The following is a 17,997-nucleotide window of genomic DNA, read 5'->3' as shown; positions in this document are numbered from 1 at the left end:
GTCAGTTCTCCTGCCCGAAACTGGCTTTGCGTGCCAGCCATACCAGCGCCTGTTCCAGCAACAAGCCCACAAGCCCCACCACGAAGATGGCGATCAGGATGTGCTCCACGTTCAGGTTGTTCCATTCGTCCCACACCCAGAAGCCCAGCCCCACGCCGCCGGTGAGCATCTCGGCGGCCACGATCACCAGCCAGGCCGTGCCCACCGCCAGCCGCACGCCGGTAAGCATGTGCGGTAGCGTGGCCGGCAGCAGGATGACGCTGAACACCTTCCATTCCGACAGCCGCAGCACGCGCGCCACGTTCAGGTAGTCCTGCGGTACGGCGCGCACGCCGGCGGCAGTATTGAGGATCATCGGCCAGATGCTGGAGATGAAGATCACCCAGATCGACGCCGGGCTGGCGGCCTTGAACACCAGCAGGCCGATCGGCAGCCAGGCCAGCGGGCTGACCGGGCGCAGCAGGCTGATCACCGGCGCCGTCATGCGCGCCAGAAAATCGAAGCGGCCGATCATGAAGCCCAGCGGAATGCCCACCAGCGCCGCCATGCCGAAACCGGCGCCGACACGGCCCAGCGACATCAGGATGTTCCAGCCTATGCCCTGGTCGTTGGGGCCGTTCTGGTAGAACGGGTCGGCAAACAGCTCGCGTGCCGAGGCCCAGGTGCTCACCGGGCCGGGCAGGCTGCCCTTGCTCAGTTGCGACACTAGCGTCCACAGCAACAGAAAAGCCAGCAGGCCCAGCAAGGGCGGTACCACGGCGCGCAGCAAGGGCACCAGCGGCGCCAGCACGGGGGTAGCGGCCAGGCGGGCTACCGGCGATACCGGCTTGCGGCGGCGCGGCAATGCCAGGTTGGCCGCAACGGGTTTGGCAACAGTCATGTCACACCTCCTCAGGCCTTGATCTTGAAGCTGGCGGCGTAGGCCGCCGGGTTCTTGCCGTCCCACACCACGCCGTCGATCAGCTTGCTGCTGCGCATGTCACTGGCCGGCACCGGTACCTTGGCCATGGCGGCGGCGTCCTTGTAGACGGCGATCTGGTTGATCTGCTTGGCTACCGCCAGGTAGTCGGGGTCGGTTTTCAGCAGGCCCCAGCGCTTGTGCTGGGTCAGGAACCACATGCCGTCGGACAGATAGGGGAAATTGACCTTGCCGCCGTCGAAGAACTTCATCAGCTTGGGGTCTTGCCACTTCTTGCCCAGGCCGTCTTCGTAGGCGCCCAGGAAGCGGCCTTCGATCACCGGCTCCGGCGCGTTGACGTAGGCCTTGTCGGCGATCAGCTTGGCCACGGCGGCGCGGTTTTTCACGTCGTCGATGTAGCGCGAAGCTTCCAGCAGCGCTGCCACCAGCGCACGGGCGGTATTGGGGTGCTGTTTTACCCAGTCGCCGGTGGTGCCCAGTACCTTTTCCGGGTGGTCCGGCCAGATCTGCTGGGTGGTGGCCACGCTGAAGCCGATACCGTCGGCGATGGCGCGGGCGTTCCACGGCTCGCCCACGCAGTAGCCGTCCATATTGTCCACCCGCATATTGGCCACCATTTGCGGCGGCGGCACCACGATGGTTTTCACGTCGGTCAGCGGGTTCACGCCGTGCGCGGCCAGCCAGTAATACAGCCACATGGCGTGGGTGCCGGTGGGAAAGGTCTGGGCAAAGGTGTACTCGCGCGGCTCGGCCTTGATCAGCTTGGCCAGCGCCGGGCCGGTGGTGGCGCCCTTCTCTTTCAGCTGGTTGGAAAGCGTGATGCCCTGGCCGTTCTGGTTCAGCGTCATCAGCACCGCCATGTCTTTCTTGGGGCCCCCCACGCCCAGGTGCACGCCGTAGATCATGCCGTACAGCGCGTGCGAGGCGTCGAGCTCGCCGTTAACCAGCTTGTCGCGCACTGCCGCCCAGCTGGCTTCCTTGGACGGCACGATAGTGATGCCGTATTTCTTGTCGAAGCCCATCTTGGAGGCCACGATCACCGAAGCACAGTCGGTCAGCGGGATGAAGCCCACTTTGACTTCGGTTTTTTCCGGTTTGCCCACAGGGGCAGCCAGTGCTTGCAGGGCAAAGCCGGCGGGCAAGGCGGTAGAGGCCATCAGTGACAAGGCTCCCTTGAGAAAGTCGCGGCGGGCGGCCGCCAGGGTTTGGGTATCGGGTTGCTGACGCGTTTTCATCGTTTGCTCCTAAGCGGTAGCCACAAAAGAAAAGCGTCCGTCGCCCTCTCGTCAGAAAGGGCAACGGACGCCGTTGTCCGTACTCCCAGGCTTGCGCCGCCGTTGGCACCTTCCTGTTGAATGTGTTGGCGCTACCTTGCGCCTGCTGTCACGTCAGCAAGTGCCGTGCCAGCCTTGAAACCGTGTTTTGCTGCCTGCCGGCGTAGTTTGTGCACCGCAATAGCGCGGCCACGCACCAGCGCGGCTCAGCCTTGCAGCCATTCGGCCAGGCTGATGATTTCCTGCGCCACGTCGGCCAGGCGCTTTTGCTGCTGCATCGCGCGTTCGCGCAGCTGCTTGTAGGCGGTCTGCTCGTCCAGGCCTTTCATCTGCATCAGCAAGCCCTTGGCCTTTTCGATTACCTTGCGCTCGGCCAGCTGCTGCTGCGCGCTGGCCAGCTCGCTGCGCCGCGCTTGCTCCAGCTGGTGGCGCTCGATGGCCACCTCCAGCAAGGGCTGGATGCGCGCCGCTTCCACGCTACCCACCACGTAGGCGGCCACGCCGGCCGACAGCGCGGCGCGGATGGTGTCACGGCGGTTGTCGTCGGTAAACATCACCACCGGCTGGCCGTGGCGGGCACCCATCACGCACACCTGCTCCAGCATGTCGCGCGACGGCGCGTCGCTGTCGATCAGCACCACGTCGGGCCGGGCTGCGGCCAGCATGTCAGCCAGCTGCAGGTTGGCCGCCACCTCGGCCACCACGCGCACGCCTGCAGCCGCCAGCGCTTCTTTCAGCGCGGCGGCCTTGCCGGAGCCATCGTTGACCAGCATGACGCTTAACATGGGAGACCTGTCTTTGGGGTGAATTAGCCATGAACGCAGCAAGGTTTGTGCCATGCCGCTGACAGCACGCTGGCAGCAGTGCCGCGTTACACTGGCAATATGGACAACACCGTCAACCTTGGCCCTGCCTCATGGCGCATGCTGCGGGCGGCTGGCATACCCGATGCGGCCAACTTGCGTCAGTTGGGCGCGGTGGCCGCCTACGCGCAAGTGAAGCGCAGCGGGCAACGCGCTAGCCTGAACCTGCTATGGGCGCTGGAAGGCGCGCTGAGCGGCCGCCACTGGCAGCAGGTGGCGCGCGATGACCGCCTGGCACTGCTACTGGCACTGGAAGACCTGGAGAAAATGCATGACTGAACTGACACGCTGCAGCTGGTGCGGCGACGACCCGCTATACATGGCCTACCACGACCACGAGTGGGGCAAACCGGTACACGACGACCAGAAGCTATTTGAAATGCTTATACTGGAAGGCGCACAGGCCGGGCTGTCGTGGATCACCATCCTGCGCAAACGCGAGCACTACCGCCGCGTGTTTCATGACTTCGACCCGGTAAAGGTGGCGGCGATGACCGAGGCCGACGTGGAACGCCTGCTGCAGGACCCGGGCATTGTGCGCAACCGGCTGAAAGTGAACAGCGCCATCCGCAACGCTCGGGTGTTTCTGGCCATGCAGCGCGAGCACGGCAGCTTTGCCGACTGGCTGTGGGCGCAGGTGGGTGGCCAGCCGGTGCAAAACCACTGGGCAACACTGGCAGAGGCACCGGCCAGCACGCCGCTATCGGACAGCATCAGCAAGGCGCTGAAGAAAGCCGGCATGAATTTTGTCGGCAGCACCGTGATCTACGCCTTTCTGCAGGCTACCGGCGTGGTGAACGACCACCTGCTCACCTGCCCCGAGCACCCGGCCAATAGCGCCAAACCAGGCCAATAAAGCACAGCGGGCACCAGTCATGGCAGCAACAGCCATGACACGGGTGCTCGCAGCGGGCTACACCGGCCGGGCAGGCTAGCGCCAAGTCAAAACCGGCGGCCAAACCGGGCGCGGCACTGCCCGTATCGACGACTCAGGCCAGTTCCAGCAGGTGTACGTCCAGTGCGGGGTTATCCTCGGCAATCTCCTGGCCAAACTCCATGATGGTGTCGTCGTCCGGGTCGCTGTGCCAGTTAACGGTCACGTAGTTACCCGCTACGGCAGCGGCGTTCAGGCGCTCGAACACGGCCAGAATGGCCTTGGTGCTGGCGCTGTTGAAGTAGGCCAACTGCACGTCCACGCTAATGCGCACGTGGTCCAGCGGCGCCAGGTAGGCGTCCAGCGCTGCCATGATGGGGGCAAAGAACACGCTGGCGTTTTCCGGGTAGCTCTCGCCGCGCAGGCTCAGCTGGTGGCGGGCAAAATCAAAGTCTACTTGCGGGCTGTAGGTGGTAGCAGGGATATGAAGGTTTTGCATATCAGATGGAAGCTTTCAGATAGAACATGGTGATGGGGCTAAGCGGGCCGTCTTCGTCGATAAAGTCGAATTCCACCGGCTCGGTGGCATCGCGCGCCACGGTCAGGAAACCCAGGCCGGCGCCCTTGCTTTCGGCGTCGTTGTCGCTGCGCAGTTTTTGCTTGTACAGCTGTTTGATGTCGTCGTTACTCATCCCCAGCAGCGGCATCAGCTTGTCGCGGATGCGGCCAACCTGCTCGCGCGCTACCGGGTTGGCACAGACCACGTAGAAGTGGCCGTTCTGCTCGCCTACCCACAGCGCACCGCGGCGGATTTCCTGGTCGGTACTGTCGCTGGCGGACAGGTGCTCGGCCGAGTAATGCACCACGTTCTGCGCCATCTCGATAAACACCGAGAACAATTTGCGGCGCTGCATATTGCTGGCGTCGGTCTGGTTCAGGCGCTGGCGCAGCGCGTCGCCCATGGCGCTGACAATGGCCTGCGAGAAGTAGCCGGTGTAGTAGAAAACCACGCTCTGCTGGCGCGCCAGGTCTTGAAAACGGTAAAAGTGGTCCAGGCTCATGCGCGTGGCTCCTTGATGTGTACGCCAAACAGGCTGACGTCGTCGCGGCGGCTGTTTTCGCCCTGCCAGTGGTGAAAGGCGTCCAGCAACGCTTGCTGCTGCTGTGCCATCGGCAGGTGGGCGTGTTTGAGAATCTGTTCCTTGAAGCGCTTCTTGCCAAAGCAGATGCGCTTGGCACCGCCGATCTGGTCGATGATGCCGTCGGTGCTGATGTACAGGCGGCTGCCGGGCTTGAGCTTGAGCTGGCGGTTGTCCCACTGGTAGTCCAGCGGGGTAGATACATAGCCCACGCCTTTCTTGTTGCCATCCACCACCTCGACCTCGTCGCCCTTGGGAGGCAGCACGAAAATGGGGGTTTTGGCACCGGCAAAGGTCAGCGTGTGGCTGGCGTAGTCGTACCAGCAGAAGGCGCAGTCCATGCCGTCGTCGCTGCGCACTTCCACGTGCAGCTCGGGGTGGCGCTCGTGGTCGGCCAGCTGGCCCAGCGATTCCTTCACCTGGCGGTTGATCGCCCCCAGCAGCGCGGCCGGGTCGTGCAGGTCGTGGCTGCCCAGCACCTGCTTCAGCGCCGAGGCCATGATCAGCGTCATGAACGCGCCCGGCACGCCGTGGCCGGTGCAGTCGATCACTGCCACGAAAAAGCCGTCGTCGCGCTTCACAAAATAGTAGTAGTCGCCACCCACCACGTCGCGCGGCTCCCACACCATGAAGTAGTCCTGCAGACAGGCTGCCATGTCGCGGCGCGAGCTTTGCAGGAACGACTGCTGAATTACCGAGGCATAATGGATGCTGTCCATCATCTGGCGGTGCTTCTCGGCCTGCTGGTCAGCCAGCGCCTGCATCAGCGACACGCCCTGCCCCACGCCGGCGTAGGCGCCATCCACGGTGATGATGAAACCATCGGACAACACCTTGCCACCACGCTGCAGCGCCTCGAACGACAGCTCGGTCAGCGGCAGATGGTAGTCCACCACCAGCGGGTTGGTGTCCATGAAGGCAGTGCACGGCTTGCGGCCAAAGATCTCGCGGTGGAACGGGCGTGCCAGCATGCTCATGAAATGGTTGCGGTTGATGATGCCCAGCGGCTGGCTGTCGCGCACTACCGGCAGGTTGGCCAGGCCTTCGTGGCTGGTGAACACTTCCAGCACCTGGTAATTGGTACTGTCCGCCGACACTACCGGCGGCTTGTCCAGCAAGTGGCCGGCCACCTGGGTAACGGCAAGATTGTCGCGCTGCATGATGTGTCCTGCGGCTAGAAAGAATGCGCGCAGTGTAGGTAGCCAGCATGACGCAACCGTGACAGAACTTTGACGCTATCGTTAAACAAAGCCTTCAAATGAAGGCTTTATATTAAATCAAACAATTTATGACAAAAACACGCAAGCTACTATCAGGCGCAGCCCTATTGGCAACGCAAGCTGCCCTTGCGGCCAACTGTGGCGGCCTGCCCGCACTGGACGCCCCGACCGCCGCCGGCCTGTGCGCGGGCGTGGTAGCCAGCGGGCTGACGCTGCCACGCGGCATTGCCCTGCTGCCGGACGGCAGCGTGCTGCTGACCGAAATGGTGCGCTGGGACGCGCCGGCCGGCCGCCTGCTGCGCTTCACCCGTAGCGGCAAAACGTGGCAGAAGACGGTACTGGCGCGCCAGCTGGACCGCCCGCACAGCGTGGCGGTGCTACCGGATGGCCACATCCTGCTGGGCGAGCTTGGCCGCATCAGCCTGCTCAAGCTGGCGGCCCCCACGCAGCGGCAAACCGTCGCCAACCTGCCCTTGCGCCAGCGCCACCCGCTGACCAGCTTCACGCTGGCGGGTGACACCTTGTACGTGAACATCGGCAGCAGCTCGGACAACTGCGAAACGCAGCGCGGCCAGGCGCAGTGCAGCGAGGCCGAAGGCGGCAACCCGGCCGGCAGCGTGCGCCGCTACCGCGTGCTGGCCGACGGCCGCCTGCAAAACCTGGGCGTGCTGGCGCGAGGCCTGCGCAACAGCATGGCTATCGCCGTGCACCCTGGCGGCAGCGTACTGCAAGCCGAAAACAGCCGCGACGCGCTGCATCTGGCCGCCGGCCTGCCCAACGACAACGGTTTGCCACACGACGAGCTGAACCTGTTGCAAGCCGGTGGCCACTACGGCTGGCCGTATTGCTACGACGCACAGCGCAACGCGCCGGAATTCCCCCGCTACGCCTGCCGCACGACCCGCGCCCCCGCCATGCTGCTGCCGGCGCACAGCGCGCCGCTGGGCCTGGCCTGGTGGCTGGGGCCACAGGCACCGGCGGCCTGGCGCGGCCAACTGGTGGTGGGCCTGCACGGCTACCGCCAGCATGGCCAGCGCATTGTGGCCTACGCCACCGATAGCCGCGGGCTGCCGCAGGGCAAACCGCACACGCTACTGGGGCCATGGCGCGGTAAAGGCGGGCCGGCCGGCACGGTGGAAATCGCCCAGGCCGCCGACGGTGCACTGTGGTTTGCCGACGACCGCAACGGCCAGCTGCTGCGCCTGGGCACCCGCTGATACCGCACTGGGCCAGCCCCGGCAGCGTGTTAAAACCGCGCCCAAGGTTGGCCGCAGCGCCGCCAGCTGCTACACTCCGCGCCTTGCCATATCAACCAACGCCAAGTCATTGTGAACAAAGCCAAATTCAGCACCCTGCAACTGCCGCAAAACCTGCTTTCCAACCTCGATAGCCTGGGCTACACCAGCATGACCGCCATTCAGGCAGAAAGCCTGCCAGCCGTACTGGACGGCCGCGACGTCATCGCCCAGGCCAAAACCGGCAGCGGCAAGACAGCAGCATTTGGCCTGGGCCTGCTCACCAATATCAACCCGCGCTGGTTTGCCATCCAGGCACTGGTGCTGTGCCCCACGCGCGAGCTGGCCGACCAGGTAGCGCAGGAAATCCGCCGCCTGGCGCGCTGCATCGACAATATCAAGGTGATTACCCTGTGCGGCGGCACGCCAATGGCGCCGCAACGCGCCTCGCTGGAACACGGCGCCCACATCGTGGTGGGTACCCCGGGCCGCCTGCAAGACCACCTGTCGCGTGGCACGCTGGAGCTGGCCGGCGTGAAAACGCTAGTGCTGGATGAAGCCGACCGCATGGTGGATATGGGCTTTATCGAAGAAATCGTCGGCATCGTGCGCGCCTGCCCGCGCAACCGCCAGACACTGATGTTCAGCGCCACCTACCCGGACAACATCCGCAAGCTGGCCGAGCAGTTCATGAAGCAGCCGCACATGGTAAAAGTGGAAGCGCTGCACGACGCCGGCCAGATCGAACAATGGTGGTACGAGATCGACCCGGACCAGCGCCTGGACATCGTCGCCCGCGTGCTGCACAGCGTGCGGCCAACCTCCGCCCTGGCGTTCTGCAACACCAAGCAGCGCTGTAAAGAGCTGGTAGCCGAGCTGCAGCAGGCAGGCTTTAGCGCCGAAGCCCTGTACGGCGAGCTGGAACAGCGCGACCGCGACCAGATCCTGGCGCGCTTTGCCGGCAAGACCATCACCACCCTGGTGGCTACCGACGTGGCCGCCCGCGGCCTGGACATCAAGGACCTGGATCTGGTGATCAACGTGGACGTGGCGCACGACCCGGAAGTGCACATCCACCGTATCGGCCGTACCGGCCGCGGCGACAAGCACGGCCTGGCGCTGACGCTGGTCAGCCCTAGCGACGCACGCCGTGCCGCCAGCATCGAGGAATACCAGAAAGCCGACCTGGCCTGGGAAGAGCTGGCCGACCTGAAACCGGCTCCCGGCGGCCCGCTTCAGCCACCGATGGTGATGCTGGAAATCGCCGGTGGCAAACGCGAGAAGCTGCGCCCGGGCGACATTCTGGGCGCGCTAACCGGCGAAGGCGGTGTAGACGGCAAGCAGGTAGGCAAGATCACGGTGTTCGAGTTCAACACCTTCGTGGCGCTGGATCGCCACATTGCGCAGCAGGCTTTCGAGCGCCTGAGCGCTGGCAAGATCAAGGCCAAGAGCTACAAGATGCGCTTTGTGGAATAAGCCAGTCTGTTAAGACGTGGCATAAAAAAACCGGCCAATGGCCGGTTTTTTTATGGAGTACGCACGACTCAGGTGCCGATATAACGGTCTGGGCGGTGATTCATGGCAATCACCATATTCAGCGCGGCAGCGCCCAGAATGGAGCCCAGCAGCGCCGGTACGCTCACCAGAAGCAGCGACGCCAGCAGAATGACCATATCCACCCCCAGCTGCAGCTTGCCGGCGCGAATGCCGTAACGGTCCTGCACGTACAGCGCCAGAATGTTCACCCCGCCCAGGCTGGCCTTGTGGCGGAACAGCGCGATAAAGCCCATCCCCATCATCAGCCCACCGATGAGGCCGCTGTAAAACGGATTCAAGCCGCCAAAGTGGGCAAACTGGCCGTGCAGGCCGGTAAACAGCGACAGCAGGCTCACCGCCACGAAGGTCTTTAGCGTAAACAGCCAGCCCATGCGTTTTACTGCCAGCCAGTAGAACGGCAGGTTGATCAGCGAAAAGGCCACACCAAACGGCACACCCGTCTGGTAGTGCACCAGAAAAGCCAGCCCGGCGGTACTGCCGGTGAGCAGGCCGGCGCTTTTGAACATGGCCACGCCGAATGAAATCAGCAGCGTGCCCACCAGAATGGCGAGCGCGTCTTCCAGCCAGGTATGGCCCAGCGCATCGTCTGTGGTGGCAGGCGGCAGGGTGGTAGCAGTAGCGGTCATCTTGGGTTCTCTATTGCAATGCAACAATTTCGTTATTTTACCAATACTGCCAACAATCACAATTAATCAGCATCAAGACATTCAATAAATCAGCAACAAAGCAATTTTCAATCAAGAAACACGCATTACTGACAAATACTCAAGCCAAAGCCCATGACAAGCATGGCCGTACCGCAATTTTTCACCCTGCCATCAGGACTGGGCGATGTAACGATCCGGCCGGTGGTAAAAACCGATCACCAGGCTCATGGCCGCCGCGCCAATCAGCGAGCCCAGCAGCTGCGGCCAACCTGCTACCAGCAACGCGCCCGCCATCACCAGCAAGTCAAAGCCGAACTGCAGCTTGCCGGCCCGCAGCCCGTAACGCTGCTGCACGTACAGCGCCAGGATATTGACCCCGCCCACGCTGGCCTTGTGGCGGAACAACGCAATCACGCCCATGCCGATCAGCAGGCCACCCAACAGCCCGGTGTAGTAAGGGTTCAGGCTGCCGGCAAACGGGAACAGCGTACGGTGCAGGCTGGAAAACAGCGACACCAGGCCCACGGCCACAAAGGTACGCAAGGTGAAGGCGCGCCCCATCTGGCGCAAAGCCAGCCCGTAGAACGGCAGATTGATCGCAAAAAACAGCCAGCCAAAGGAGGCGCCACTGTAATAGTGCAGCAGGAAGGCGATGCCGGCCGTACCGCCGGTAAGCAACCCGGCCTGTGCGAACATGGCCATGCCCAGGCCGATAAAGGAAGTGCCGATCAGGAAGGCCAGCAGGTCTTCCGCCCAGGTATGTGCCAGCGGATTGTGTCCGCCTTCCAGGCACTTGCTTTCGCTCGTCATGGTTTTACCACTTGCTGTTGTCAGGTCGGCGCCCTGCCAGCGGGTAAGCTGGCGGACGCTGCAGTGCAACAAGCAACAAGCTTGCCAGCGATAGCGATAAAAGCACGGCCTCGCTGGCCAAGCCTGGCTACGCCGATAACGGGCACAGCGCGCCACCCTGCCCCATCAACAACAAAGCCTGTCTGCGTGGCAGACAGGCTTTGTGTTGGCGCACCCGACGGGCTCCGGCCGGCCCAAGCCCTAGCGCTGCGGGCGCAACCAGGCGCTTAGCGCACGGATATCTTCCGGCGTGGTGCGGCAGCAGCCGCCAATGCAGGCCGCGCCGGCAGCGCGCCACTGGCGAGCGGCGTCGGCAAAGGCACCCGGGTCGCTACTGCCGTGCCAGGTCTTGGTGGTGGCGTCGTAGCTTTCGCCCGAGTTGGGGTAGGTCAGCAGGCGCTTGCCCGAAACCCGTGCCGCCTCGCACAACAATGGTGCAATGTGGCGCGGTGCAGTGCAGTTCACGCCCACGGCCACAATCTGCGGGAAGTCTGCCAACGCGGCGACAGCGTCGGCCAGCGGCGTGCCATCGCTCAGCTTGGCAGCATCGCGGCACGAGAAGCTGACCCAGGCGCGTGCGCGGGGGAACTCGTCGCGCAGCAGCATGGCCAGTGCCAGCGCCTCTTCGGCGCACGGGAAAGTCTCGCCGGCCAGCAGGTCGGGGCCGGCCGCCAGCAGTGCGGCGATACGCGGCCGGTGGAAGTCCATCAGCTGCTGCACACTCAGGCCGTAGCCACCACGGTATTCCGAACCATCGGCCAGCATGGCGCCGTACGGGCCGACCGAGGCCGCCACCAGCGGCCGTTTGCGGCCGGCCAGGTTGGCCGCATCGGCACAAAAGGCGTCACGCGCTTCCTGCGCCAGGCGTACCGACTGCTGCATCAGCGCTACCGCCTGTTCGTGGCCGATACCGCGCTTGGCAAAGCCCTCAAAGCTCGCCTGGTAGCTGGCCGTGGTGGCCACGTCGGCACCGGCGGCGTAGTAGTCGTAATGCACCTGGCGGATCAGCTCGGGCGCTTCCAGCAGCACACGCGCCGACCACAAGGCGTCGTTCAGGTCGCAGCCGCGACGCTCCAGCTCGGACGCCATGGCGCCATCCAGGATGATTACATCATTCATGGCCACTGCGGCCAACGGGTCTTGCATAGCTGCCCCTACATGCGAAACGAGCCCGGCTAAGGGGCTCGCGTGTTTGAAAATAAACCCTGCTTGCCAGGCAAACAGGGTTTATCCGGTGAATATCCGGCGGGCTTGCGCCCCGCCGGCATAGCCGATTACAGGCGGAACCTTGCCACCAGCGCCTTGAGCTCATCCCCGCGCGTAGCCAGCACATTGATGGTAGCCAGGGCTTCTTGCAGGCTGGTATCGGTTTGCTGTGCCATCACGTTTACGCGCTCGGCGCTGCGTGCCATTTCGTTGGTGGCCACGCCTTGCTCGGCGGTGGACGAAGTGATTTCGCTCATGCGCGAGGAAATCTCCTCGGCACTGTGCTTGATCTCTTCCACCTTGCAGGCGGCTTCGCGCGACAGGGTCACACCGGAGCTGACTTTCTCGTTGGTGACATCGGCGTGGGTAATGGCTTCGCCGGTGCGACGGATAACGGTATCGATCATCTCGGCAATCTGCACGGTAGCGGTAGCGGTGCGCTCGGCCAGCTTGCGCACCTCGTCGGCCACCACGGCAAAGCCGCGGCCGCTCTCGCCCGCACGGGCCGCCTCGATGGCGGCGTTCAGCGCCAGCAGGTTGGTCTGGTCGGCAATATCGCGGATCACACCGACAATACCCTTGATCTGCTCGGACTGGCCGGACAGGCTGCCCATTACACCGTGCAGGGACGATACCGCGTGCAGGATGGACTGCACTTCGCGCTCCACCTCGGTCATGGCGCGGTGGCTTTCCACCGAGTTGCTACGCGAACGCGACACCAGCGCTTCGGTTTCGCCAACGTGGTCGGCAATGTGGTTGATGCTGACGGTGATTTCTTCGATGGTGGCGGCAGTAGCCGACAGCTCGCTGGACTGCACGCGCGAGTCCTGGGCGATTTGCTCGGCCACGCGGTTCAGGTCGGCGGCGTCGCGCGCCAGGGCGTCGGATTCGTCACGCACGGTGATGAACATCTCGCGCAGCTTGGCCACAAACTGGTTGAACGCTTCGGCAATCTGGCCGACTTCGTCACGGTTGCCTACCGGCAGGGTTTTGGTCAGGTCGCCCTGGCCACTCGCTACCTCTACCATGGCTTTATGCAGCACGTTCAGCGGCGCCAGCATTTTGGCCACACCGGCGTAGGCCAGGATACCCGCCAGCACCAAGGCTGCCACAGCCAGGCCGGCCATCACGGAAAGCAGCTGCTTCACCGGTGCCAGTGCAGCCGCCTTCGGCACCACCACGCCAAACAGCCAGCTGGTTTTCGGTACCGGGTACAGCGCTACCAGGTCGGTAACGCCATCCTGCTCTACCTCCTGGATCTGGCCATCCTTGCCCAGTGCGCCCAAGTCAAAGCCTGGCATTACTTCGCCAATTTTCTTCAGGCCGGAATCTTTCTGCGGGTGGGCAATCACGTCGCCTTCGGCAGTAACCAGGAAGGCAAAACCGTCACCTGGCAGCTTGGCCGCGGTCACTTCTTGCACCACACGCGCCAGGGTTACGTCACCCCCCGCTACCGCTACCAGGTTGCCACCATCCTTGCGCGCCTGGGCAAAGGTAATGATGGGGCGTTTGGTGGCGGCATCGATGTACGGCGGCGAGGCAATCGGGCCTGCTGCGTCTTTGGCAGCCAGGTACCAAGGGCGCACGGTAGGGTCGTAGCCCGGTGGCACTGGCGACCCGCCAGTGAACTGGGTCATGGTTTTATCCGGCTGGCCGACATACATATCGTCAAAGCCACCGGCATCGCGTGCCTGATCCAGCATCGGCTTGAGCTCGCCCGTACCGAAGCGCGGCAACACCGAGCCCACGATTTTCTGGCGGCTATCTACCCATTCGCTGACAAAGCTAACCTTGTTGTCAGCAGCCATCTTGATTTCGTTCTGGATTTCTTGTTCCAGTGCCGAGCTCATTTTCAGGTACGCCACGGTACAGAACACCACGGACAGCGTGGTGAGTACCAGCAGGACAAAGATCATCAAGCGCGTGCGTAGTGTCATGATTCGAGCTTCCCCTGAATGTCTATTGATATGTTTTTTCGGACTGCGCGATGGTACTACCAAGCACGCCAGCCAGCTTCCCCAGGCACCACAAAACAATTTGCATACAAAATACTGTCGAAATGGCACGTGATCATGCCAAAGTGAGCCGGATACAAAACGTTTCTCTCTCACTTGTAAGCATTTTCATTGAATTTATGCGCCAAGAGGGGGACTTTGGCCAACGAAATCTTTAAACCTTGGTGTGCCCTTTTGTTTGTTAGCCAAATATTTCAATACATACAAGTTTTTTTAAGTTATCCATAAATGCAAATGTCAATAACTGCACAAGAAACAGTCAAGGGCTAGTGCATGGATTGTTGCAATAAAGCTATAGCGTGCCGCACCTTGGCCGGCAGCACATCGCGGCGCGGCGTTACCGCGTAGACCGGCAGGGCCGGTGCCTGCCAGTCTGGCAGCAGCTGCACCAGCAAACCTGCTTGCAGCTGGGCACGCACTTCCGGCTCGGGCTGCATGGCGATACCCAGCCCATCCAGTGCAAAGGCGCGTGCCGACAACATGCTGTTGCTGGCGATGCGGCAGCGCAGCCGCAATATTTCCACCTCGCCCTCCCGCTGCAAACGCAAAGGTGTCAGGCCGTGTTCCTGCTCCAGCCCTATCCAGTCGTGCTGGTACAGCTGGCCCGGCTGCAGTGGCGTGCCGCGCGCCGCCAGATAGGCCGGCGCCGCCACCAGTACAAACGGCCAATCGGCCAGATGGCGCGCCACCAGCGTGGAATCCGGCTGGTTACCGGCGCGCAGCGCCAGGTCGATGCGGTGCTGTACCAGGTCTATCATCTCGTCCTGAAAAAACAGGCGCAGGCTCAAACCAGGGTTGGCCGCCAGCAGTGGCGCCAGCGCCTGCCCCAGCACCCCGCCGGCAAAACCGCTGGGGGCGGCAATACGCAGCTCGCCCACCGGCTCGTCACGCAGCGCCGCCATTTGTACGTTGGCCTCATTTGCTGCGGCCAACATGGCGGCGCAGCTGCGGTAAAACACGCTGCCGGCTTCGGTGAGCGTGAGCTTGCGGGTAGTGCGGTGCAGCAGCGCCACCTGGTGCTGCTGCTCCAGCCGCCGTACGTGCTGGCTCACCGCCGATGCGGTCATGCCCAGCTCACGCCCGGCTGCATTCATCGAACCCTGCTCGATCACCGCGGCAAAGACTGCCATGCTGCGTAGCGCTTCCATCGTGAACCTCAGCTTAACAATGATTGAATTCCATAACGGATTATCAGCCACAGGCGCGTGATCTACCATGCAGTTATTCCCCTACCCCACCCGAAAGGACACAGCATGAACATCGCACTCATCGGCGCCAGCGGTTTTGTCGGCCAAGCTCTGCAACAGGAACTGCTGGCCCGCGGCCACCACGTTACCGCCCTGGTCAGCCGCCCGGAACGCGTTGCCGCTGCGGCCAACCTTACCGTCAAGGCCAGCAACGCCTACGACGCCGACACCATCGCCCGTGACGTAGCCGGCCACGACGTAGTGATCAGCGCCTTCAACCCGGGCTGGGACAAAGCCGACATCCGCACACTCTTCCTGCAAGGCCACGATGCCATCGTGGCGGGCACCAAGGCCGCCGGCGTGGCGCGTTTCATCGAAGTGGGCGGCGCGGGCAGCCTGTACGTGGCACCGGGCCTGCAGCTGATCGACACCCCGCACTTCCCGGCCGAATACAAGGAAGGCGCCGAAGGCGCACGCCAGGCACTGAACAAGCTGCAAGACGAAACCGTGCTGGACTGGGTATTCGTGTCGCCGCCAGCTTTGCTGGCACCGGGCGAGCGCAGCGGCCAGTACCAGCTGGGTGCCAACGACCTGCTGATGGACGGCGAAGCCCCGGCCGGCATCAGCGTGGCCGATCTGGCGGTGGCCATCGTCGATGAAGCCGAGCAGGCACGTCACCATCGCCAGCGCTTTACCGTGGCGGCAGCCAAATGAAGCGCCTGTTAACCGCCACCCTGTTGGCCGCAAGCCTGGCCAGCACCGCCCTGCCCGCGCTGGCCGGCCCGCGCGAGGACGCCAACAAGGCACTGGTGCTGGCTTTTTACGACGCCGCCTTCGGCAAACTGGACGCCGAGCAAGCAGCCACCTACCTAGCACCCGGCTACATCCAGCACAACCCGGAGGTGGCCAACGGCGTTGCGCCGCTGCAAGACTACGTGCGCTGGATCCGCGCCAATAACCCGCAAAGCCGCGCCAGCATCAAGCGCGTGCTGGCCGACGGTGACCTGGTGATGCTGCACGTGCACAGCCAGGACAAGCCAGGCGAGCTGGGCGTGGCTGTGGTGGACATCTTCCGCGTGCAGGACGGCAAGATTGCCGAGCACTGGGACGTGATCCAGCCAGTGCCGGCCAAAGACGCTAACGGCAACGGCATGTTCTAGCCAGCCGGCAAAACGCCCGCTACGCCGCCCTGCTTGCCCTGCGCAAGGGGCGGCGTTTTGCTGCGTTTGCACATCGATAGTTTCATCTCACGCATTGACAGTGGCACTCGCCGTCTTCTAGATTCTGCAAGCCACGCCGGTTGACAGGTGCCATACCTGCCCCGGCCGCAACCACAGGAGAGACTGCCCTTGCGGCAGCGCCGAAGGGGAATCGCCCCAGAAACTCTCAGGCAAAAGAACTGTGGACGCGAGGCACTCTGGAGAGAAGGTTGGCCGCAAAGCCGCCTCGCCGAAGGACACCCGGTACGCAATCGCGCGCCGCAATATCTCAGGCACAAGGGACAGAGGGGGCATCGTCCGGCATGGCCGGGCGGGTGCCCTCGCCTTTGTGCCAGCCATGCCCCTGCCCGCCCATGCCGTTACGCGGCACCCTGGGCACCCCGCCAAAGAGCCATGCACACGGCTGCCGCTGCAGCCAGACACGACATGGAGACAGATATGTTCACGCAAGACATGCAGATTGCCGGCTTCGACGACGCACTGTGGGCCGCCATCCAGGCCGAAAACCAGCGCCAACAAGACCACATCGAGCTGATTGCCTCGGAAAACTACACCAGCCCGCGCGTGATGCAGGCGCAAGGCACCCAGCTCACCAACAAGTACGCCGAGGGCTACCCCGGCAAGCGCTACTACGGCGGCTGCGAGCACGTGGACGTGGTGGAACAGCTGGCCATCGACCGCGCCTGCCAGCTGTTTGGTGCACAGTATGCCAACGTGCAGCCGCACTCCGGCAGCCAGGCCAACGCCGCGGTGTATATGGCGCTGCTGCAGCCGGGTGACACCATCCTGGGCATGAGCCTGGCACACGGCGGCCACCTTACCCACGGCGCCAGCGTCAATTTTTCCGGCAAGATCTACAAGGCTGTGCAGTACGGCATCAACACGGAAAGCGGCGCCATTGATTACGACGAAGTGCAACGGCTGGCCACCGAACACCAGCCAAAAATGCTGGTAGCTGGCTTCTCCGCCTACTCGCTGGTGGTGGACTGGGCGCGCATGCGCCAGATTGCCGACAGCGTTGGCGCCTGGCTGTTTGTAGACATGGCGCACGTGGCCGGCCTGGTGGCCGCCGGGCTCTACCCCAGCCCGCTGCCGCACGCCCATGTGGTAACTACCACCACCCACAAGACGCTGCGCGGCCCGCGCGGCGGCCTGATCCTGGCGGCCAACCCGGACGAAGCCTTGGTGAAAAAGCTGCAGTCGCTGGTTTTCCCCGGCATTCAGGGCGGCCCGCTGATGCACGTGATCGCCGCCAAGGCGGTGGCCTTTCTGGAGGCGCTGCAACCCGAATTCAAAACCTACCAGCAGCAGGTACTGGATAACGCCCGCACCATGGTGGCGGTGTTCCGCCAGCGCGGCTATACCGTGGTATCGGGCAAGACTGACGACCACCTGTTCCTGCTGAGCCTGATCGACAAAGGCCTCACCGGCAAGGCCGCCGACGCGGCGCTGGGCGCGGCCTGCATTACCGTCAACAAGAACGCGGTGCCGAACGACCCGCAAAGCCCGTTTGTCACCAGCGGTATCCGCATTGGCACCCCGGCCATCACCAGCCGCGGTTTCGGCAGCGCCGAAGCCGGCCAGGTAGCGCACTGGGTATGCGATATCCTGGACGATATCGATAACGCAGACGTTGCCCCGCGCGTACGCCGCCAGGTGGCCGAGCTATGCGCGGCCTTCCCTGTGTATCGTTAAAACGCACTGCAGCATCGGTAGTGCACACAGCGGCGGCATTGCTCAGTACAATGCCGCCGCTGCCCCGGCAGCACCTGCACACCACGGCCCACACAGC

At 63.5% G+C, this 17,997-nt stretch carries 18 protein-coding genes and 2 riboswitches; of the genes, 7 read left to right on the top strand and 11 right to left on the bottom strand.

Annotated features, from left to right (window positions below; all coding sequences use genetic code 11):
• Window position 1: 1 nt before the first annotated feature.
• The 3 genes from ntrB to LCH97_RS02070 form a co-directional block, all read right to left on the bottom strand.
• On the bottom strand, window positions 2–880 hold the full coding sequence (gene ntrB, locus LCH97_RS02080) for a nitrate ABC transporter permease (RefSeq protein WP_227303148.1): 879 nt from the start codon (window positions 878–880) through the stop codon (window positions 2–4).
• An 11-nt stretch (window positions 881–891) separates the two neighbouring features.
• On the bottom strand, window positions 892–2,154 hold the full coding sequence (locus tag LCH97_RS02075) for a CmpA/NrtA family ABC transporter substrate-binding protein (RefSeq protein WP_227303147.1): 1,263 nt from the start codon (window positions 2,152–2,154) through the stop codon (window positions 892–894).
• Window positions 2,155–2,399: 245 nt separating this feature from the next.
• On the bottom strand, window positions 2,400–2,978 hold the full coding sequence (locus LCH97_RS02070) for an ANTAR domain-containing response regulator (protein ID WP_227303146.1): 579 nt from the start codon (window positions 2,976–2,978) through the stop codon (window positions 2,400–2,402).
• A 78-nt stretch (window positions 2,979–3,056) separates the two neighbouring features.
• Between LCH97_RS02070 and LCH97_RS02065 the strand changes: the two genes are divergently transcribed.
• Together LCH97_RS02065 and LCH97_RS02060 are read left to right on the top strand one after the other, a co-directional pair.
• The gene (locus LCH97_RS02065; protein ID WP_227303145.1) at window positions 3,057–3,335 is read left to right on the top strand and encodes a TfoX/Sxy family protein; all 279 of its coding nucleotides are present in this window, start codon (window positions 3,057–3,059) and stop codon (window positions 3,333–3,335) included.
• The gene (locus LCH97_RS02060; protein ID WP_227303144.1) at window positions 3,328–3,912 is read left to right on the top strand and encodes a DNA-3-methyladenine glycosylase I; all 585 of its coding nucleotides are present in this window, start codon (window positions 3,328–3,330) and stop codon (window positions 3,910–3,912) included. Before LCH97_RS02065 ends, LCH97_RS02060 begins: the two co-directional genes overlap by 8 nt.
• Before the next feature lie 133 nt (window positions 3,913–4,045).
• On the opposite strand, the gene LCH97_RS02055 is transcribed toward LCH97_RS02060, so the two are convergent.
• The 3 genes from LCH97_RS02055 to LCH97_RS02045 are packed head-to-tail and all read right to left on the bottom strand — an operon-like array spanning window position 4,046 to window position 6,229.
• On the bottom strand, window positions 4,046–4,429 hold the full coding sequence (locus tag LCH97_RS02055) for a DUF1987 domain-containing protein (protein WP_227303143.1): 384 nt from the start codon (window positions 4,427–4,429) through the stop codon (window positions 4,046–4,048).
• Between the two features lies 1 nt (window position 4,430).
• A complete protein-coding gene (locus LCH97_RS02050) occupies window positions 4,431–4,991 on the bottom strand; it encodes a SiaB family protein kinase (protein WP_017509206.1) in 561 nt (186 codons plus the stop codon).
• Window positions 4,988–6,229 (bottom strand): SpoIIE family protein phosphatase, encoded by a 1,242-nt coding sequence (locus LCH97_RS02045; RefSeq protein WP_227303142.1) that lies wholly within the window; start codon window positions 6,227–6,229, stop codon window positions 4,988–4,990. Before LCH97_RS02045 ends, LCH97_RS02050 begins: the two co-directional genes overlap by 4 nt.
• 167 nt (window positions 6,230–6,396) lie before the next feature.
• Between LCH97_RS02045 and LCH97_RS02040 the strand changes: the two genes are divergently transcribed.
• On the top strand, window positions 6,397–7,506 hold the full coding sequence (locus LCH97_RS02040) for a sorbosone dehydrogenase family protein (RefSeq protein WP_227303141.1): 1,110 nt from the start codon (window positions 6,397–6,399) through the stop codon (window positions 7,504–7,506).
• Window positions 7,507–7,617: 111 nt separating this feature from the next.
• Window positions 7,618–9,000, top strand: a complete 1,383-nt coding sequence (dbpA, locus tag LCH97_RS02035; RefSeq protein ID WP_227303140.1) for an ATP-dependent RNA helicase DbpA — start codon at window positions 7,618–7,620, stop codon at window positions 8,998–9,000.
• A 68-nt stretch (window positions 9,001–9,068) separates the two neighbouring features.
• Here the strand turns inward: dbpA and LCH97_RS02030 are convergent, their stop codons facing one another.
• The 5 genes from LCH97_RS02030 to LCH97_RS02010 form a co-directional block, all read right to left on the bottom strand.
• A complete protein-coding gene (locus LCH97_RS02030) occupies window positions 9,069–9,707 on the bottom strand; it encodes a YitT family protein (protein ID WP_227303139.1) in 639 nt (212 codons plus the stop codon).
• A gap of 192 nt (window positions 9,708–9,899) precedes the next feature.
• Window positions 9,900–10,538 (bottom strand): YitT family protein, encoded by a 639-nt coding sequence (locus tag LCH97_RS02025; RefSeq protein WP_227303138.1) that lies wholly within the window; start codon window positions 10,536–10,538, stop codon window positions 9,900–9,902.
• Window positions 10,539–10,778: 240 nt separating this feature from the next.
• On the bottom strand, window positions 10,779–11,723 hold the full coding sequence (gene mmuM, locus LCH97_RS02020) for a homocysteine S-methyltransferase (RefSeq protein ID WP_227303137.1): 945 nt from the start codon (window positions 11,721–11,723) through the stop codon (window positions 10,779–10,781).
• Between the two features lie 128 nt (window positions 11,724–11,851).
• Entirely contained in the window at window positions 11,852–13,720 is a 1,869-nt protein-coding gene (locus LCH97_RS02015) for a methyl-accepting chemotaxis protein (RefSeq protein ID WP_227303136.1), read from the bottom strand.
• 344 nt (window positions 13,721–14,064) lie between these two features.
• Window positions 14,065–14,928, bottom strand: coding sequence for a LysR family transcriptional regulator (locus LCH97_RS02010; RefSeq protein ID WP_227303135.1), 864 nt, complete (start codon window positions 14,926–14,928; stop codon window positions 14,065–14,067).
• 123 nt (window positions 14,929–15,051) lie between these two features.
• On the opposite strand from LCH97_RS02010, the gene LCH97_RS02005 reads away from it, so the two are divergent.
• From LCH97_RS02005 to glyA, 3 genes are all read left to right on the top strand, one after another.
• The gene (locus LCH97_RS02005) at window positions 15,052–15,699 is read left to right on the top strand and encodes an NAD(P)-dependent oxidoreductase (RefSeq protein ID WP_227303134.1); all 648 of its coding nucleotides are present in this window, start codon (window positions 15,052–15,054) and stop codon (window positions 15,697–15,699) included.
• Entirely contained in the window at window positions 15,696–16,145 is a 450-nt protein-coding gene (locus LCH97_RS02000) for a nuclear transport factor 2 family protein (protein WP_227303133.1), read from the top strand. Before LCH97_RS02005 ends, LCH97_RS02000 begins: the two co-directional genes overlap by 4 nt.
• A 164-nt stretch (window positions 16,146–16,309) precedes the next feature.
• A riboswitch (glycine riboswitch) is annotated at window positions 16,310–16,397 on the top strand.
• Window position 16,398: 1 nt separating this feature from the next.
• Window positions 16,399–16,494, top strand: a riboswitch (glycine riboswitch).
• 149 nt (window positions 16,495–16,643) lie between these two features.
• A complete protein-coding gene (glyA, locus tag LCH97_RS01995) occupies window positions 16,644–17,900 on the top strand; it encodes a serine hydroxymethyltransferase (protein WP_227303132.1) in 1,257 nt (418 codons plus the stop codon).
• Window positions 17,901–17,997: the final 97 nt, after the last annotated feature.

The organism is Vogesella sp. XCS3, assembly GCF_020616155.1.
Lineage (GTDB): Bacteria > Pseudomonadota > Gammaproteobacteria > Burkholderiales > Chromobacteriaceae > Vogesella.
Note: the sequence above shows the minus strand (reverse complement) of the source record. Positions and strands in the feature narration are given on the sequence as shown.

Excerpts from the sequence above, each read along its gene's own strand:
- ntrB (WP_227303148.1), bottom strand. The coding sequence starts at position 880 with ATGACTGTTGCCAAACCCGTTGCGGCCAACCTGGCATTGCCGCGCCGC.
- LCH97_RS02075 (WP_227303147.1), bottom strand. The coding sequence starts at position 2,154 with ATGAAAACGCGTCAGCAACCCGATACCCAAACCCTGGCGGCCGCCCGC.
- LCH97_RS02070 (WP_227303146.1), bottom strand. The coding sequence starts at position 2,978 with ATGTTAAGCGTCATGCTGGTCAACGATGGCTCCGGCAAGGCCGCCGCG.
- LCH97_RS02060 (WP_227303144.1), top strand. The coding sequence starts at position 3,328 with ATGACTGAACTGACACGCTGCAGCTGGTGCGGCGACGACCCGCTATAC.
- LCH97_RS02055 (WP_227303143.1), bottom strand. The coding sequence starts at position 4,429 with ATGCAAAACCTTCATATCCCTGCTACCACCTACAGCCCGCAAGTAGAC.
- LCH97_RS02050 (WP_017509206.1), bottom strand. The coding sequence starts at position 4,991 with ATGAGCCTGGACCACTTTTACCGTTTTCAAGACCTGGCGCGCCAGCAG.
- LCH97_RS02045 (WP_227303142.1), bottom strand. The coding sequence starts at position 6,229 with ATGCAGCGCGACAATCTTGCCGTTACCCAGGTGGCCGGCCACTTGCTG.
- LCH97_RS02030 (WP_227303139.1), bottom strand. The coding sequence starts at position 9,707 with ATGACCGCTACTGCTACCACCCTGCCGCCTGCCACCACAGACGATGCG.
- LCH97_RS02025 (WP_227303138.1), bottom strand. The coding sequence starts at position 10,538 with ATGACGAGCGAAAGCAAGTGCCTGGAAGGCGGACACAATCCGCTGGCA.
- mmuM (WP_227303137.1), bottom strand. The coding sequence starts at position 11,723 with ATGCAAGACCCGTTGGCCGCAGTGGCCATGAATGATGTAATCATCCTG.
- LCH97_RS02015 (WP_227303136.1), bottom strand. The coding sequence starts at position 13,720 with ATGACACTACGCACGCGCTTGATGATCTTTGTCCTGCTGGTACTCACC.
- LCH97_RS02010 (WP_227303135.1), bottom strand. The coding sequence starts at position 14,928 with ATGGCAGTCTTTGCCGCGGTGATCGAGCAGGGTTCGATGAATGCAGCC.
- LCH97_RS02005 (WP_227303134.1), top strand. The coding sequence starts at position 15,052 with ATGAACATCGCACTCATCGGCGCCAGCGGTTTTGTCGGCCAAGCTCTG.
- LCH97_RS02000 (WP_227303133.1), top strand. The coding sequence starts at position 15,696 with ATGAAGCGCCTGTTAACCGCCACCCTGTTGGCCGCAAGCCTGGCCAGC.
- glyA (WP_227303132.1), top strand. The coding sequence starts at position 16,644 with ATGTTCACGCAAGACATGCAGATTGCCGGCTTCGACGACGCACTGTGG.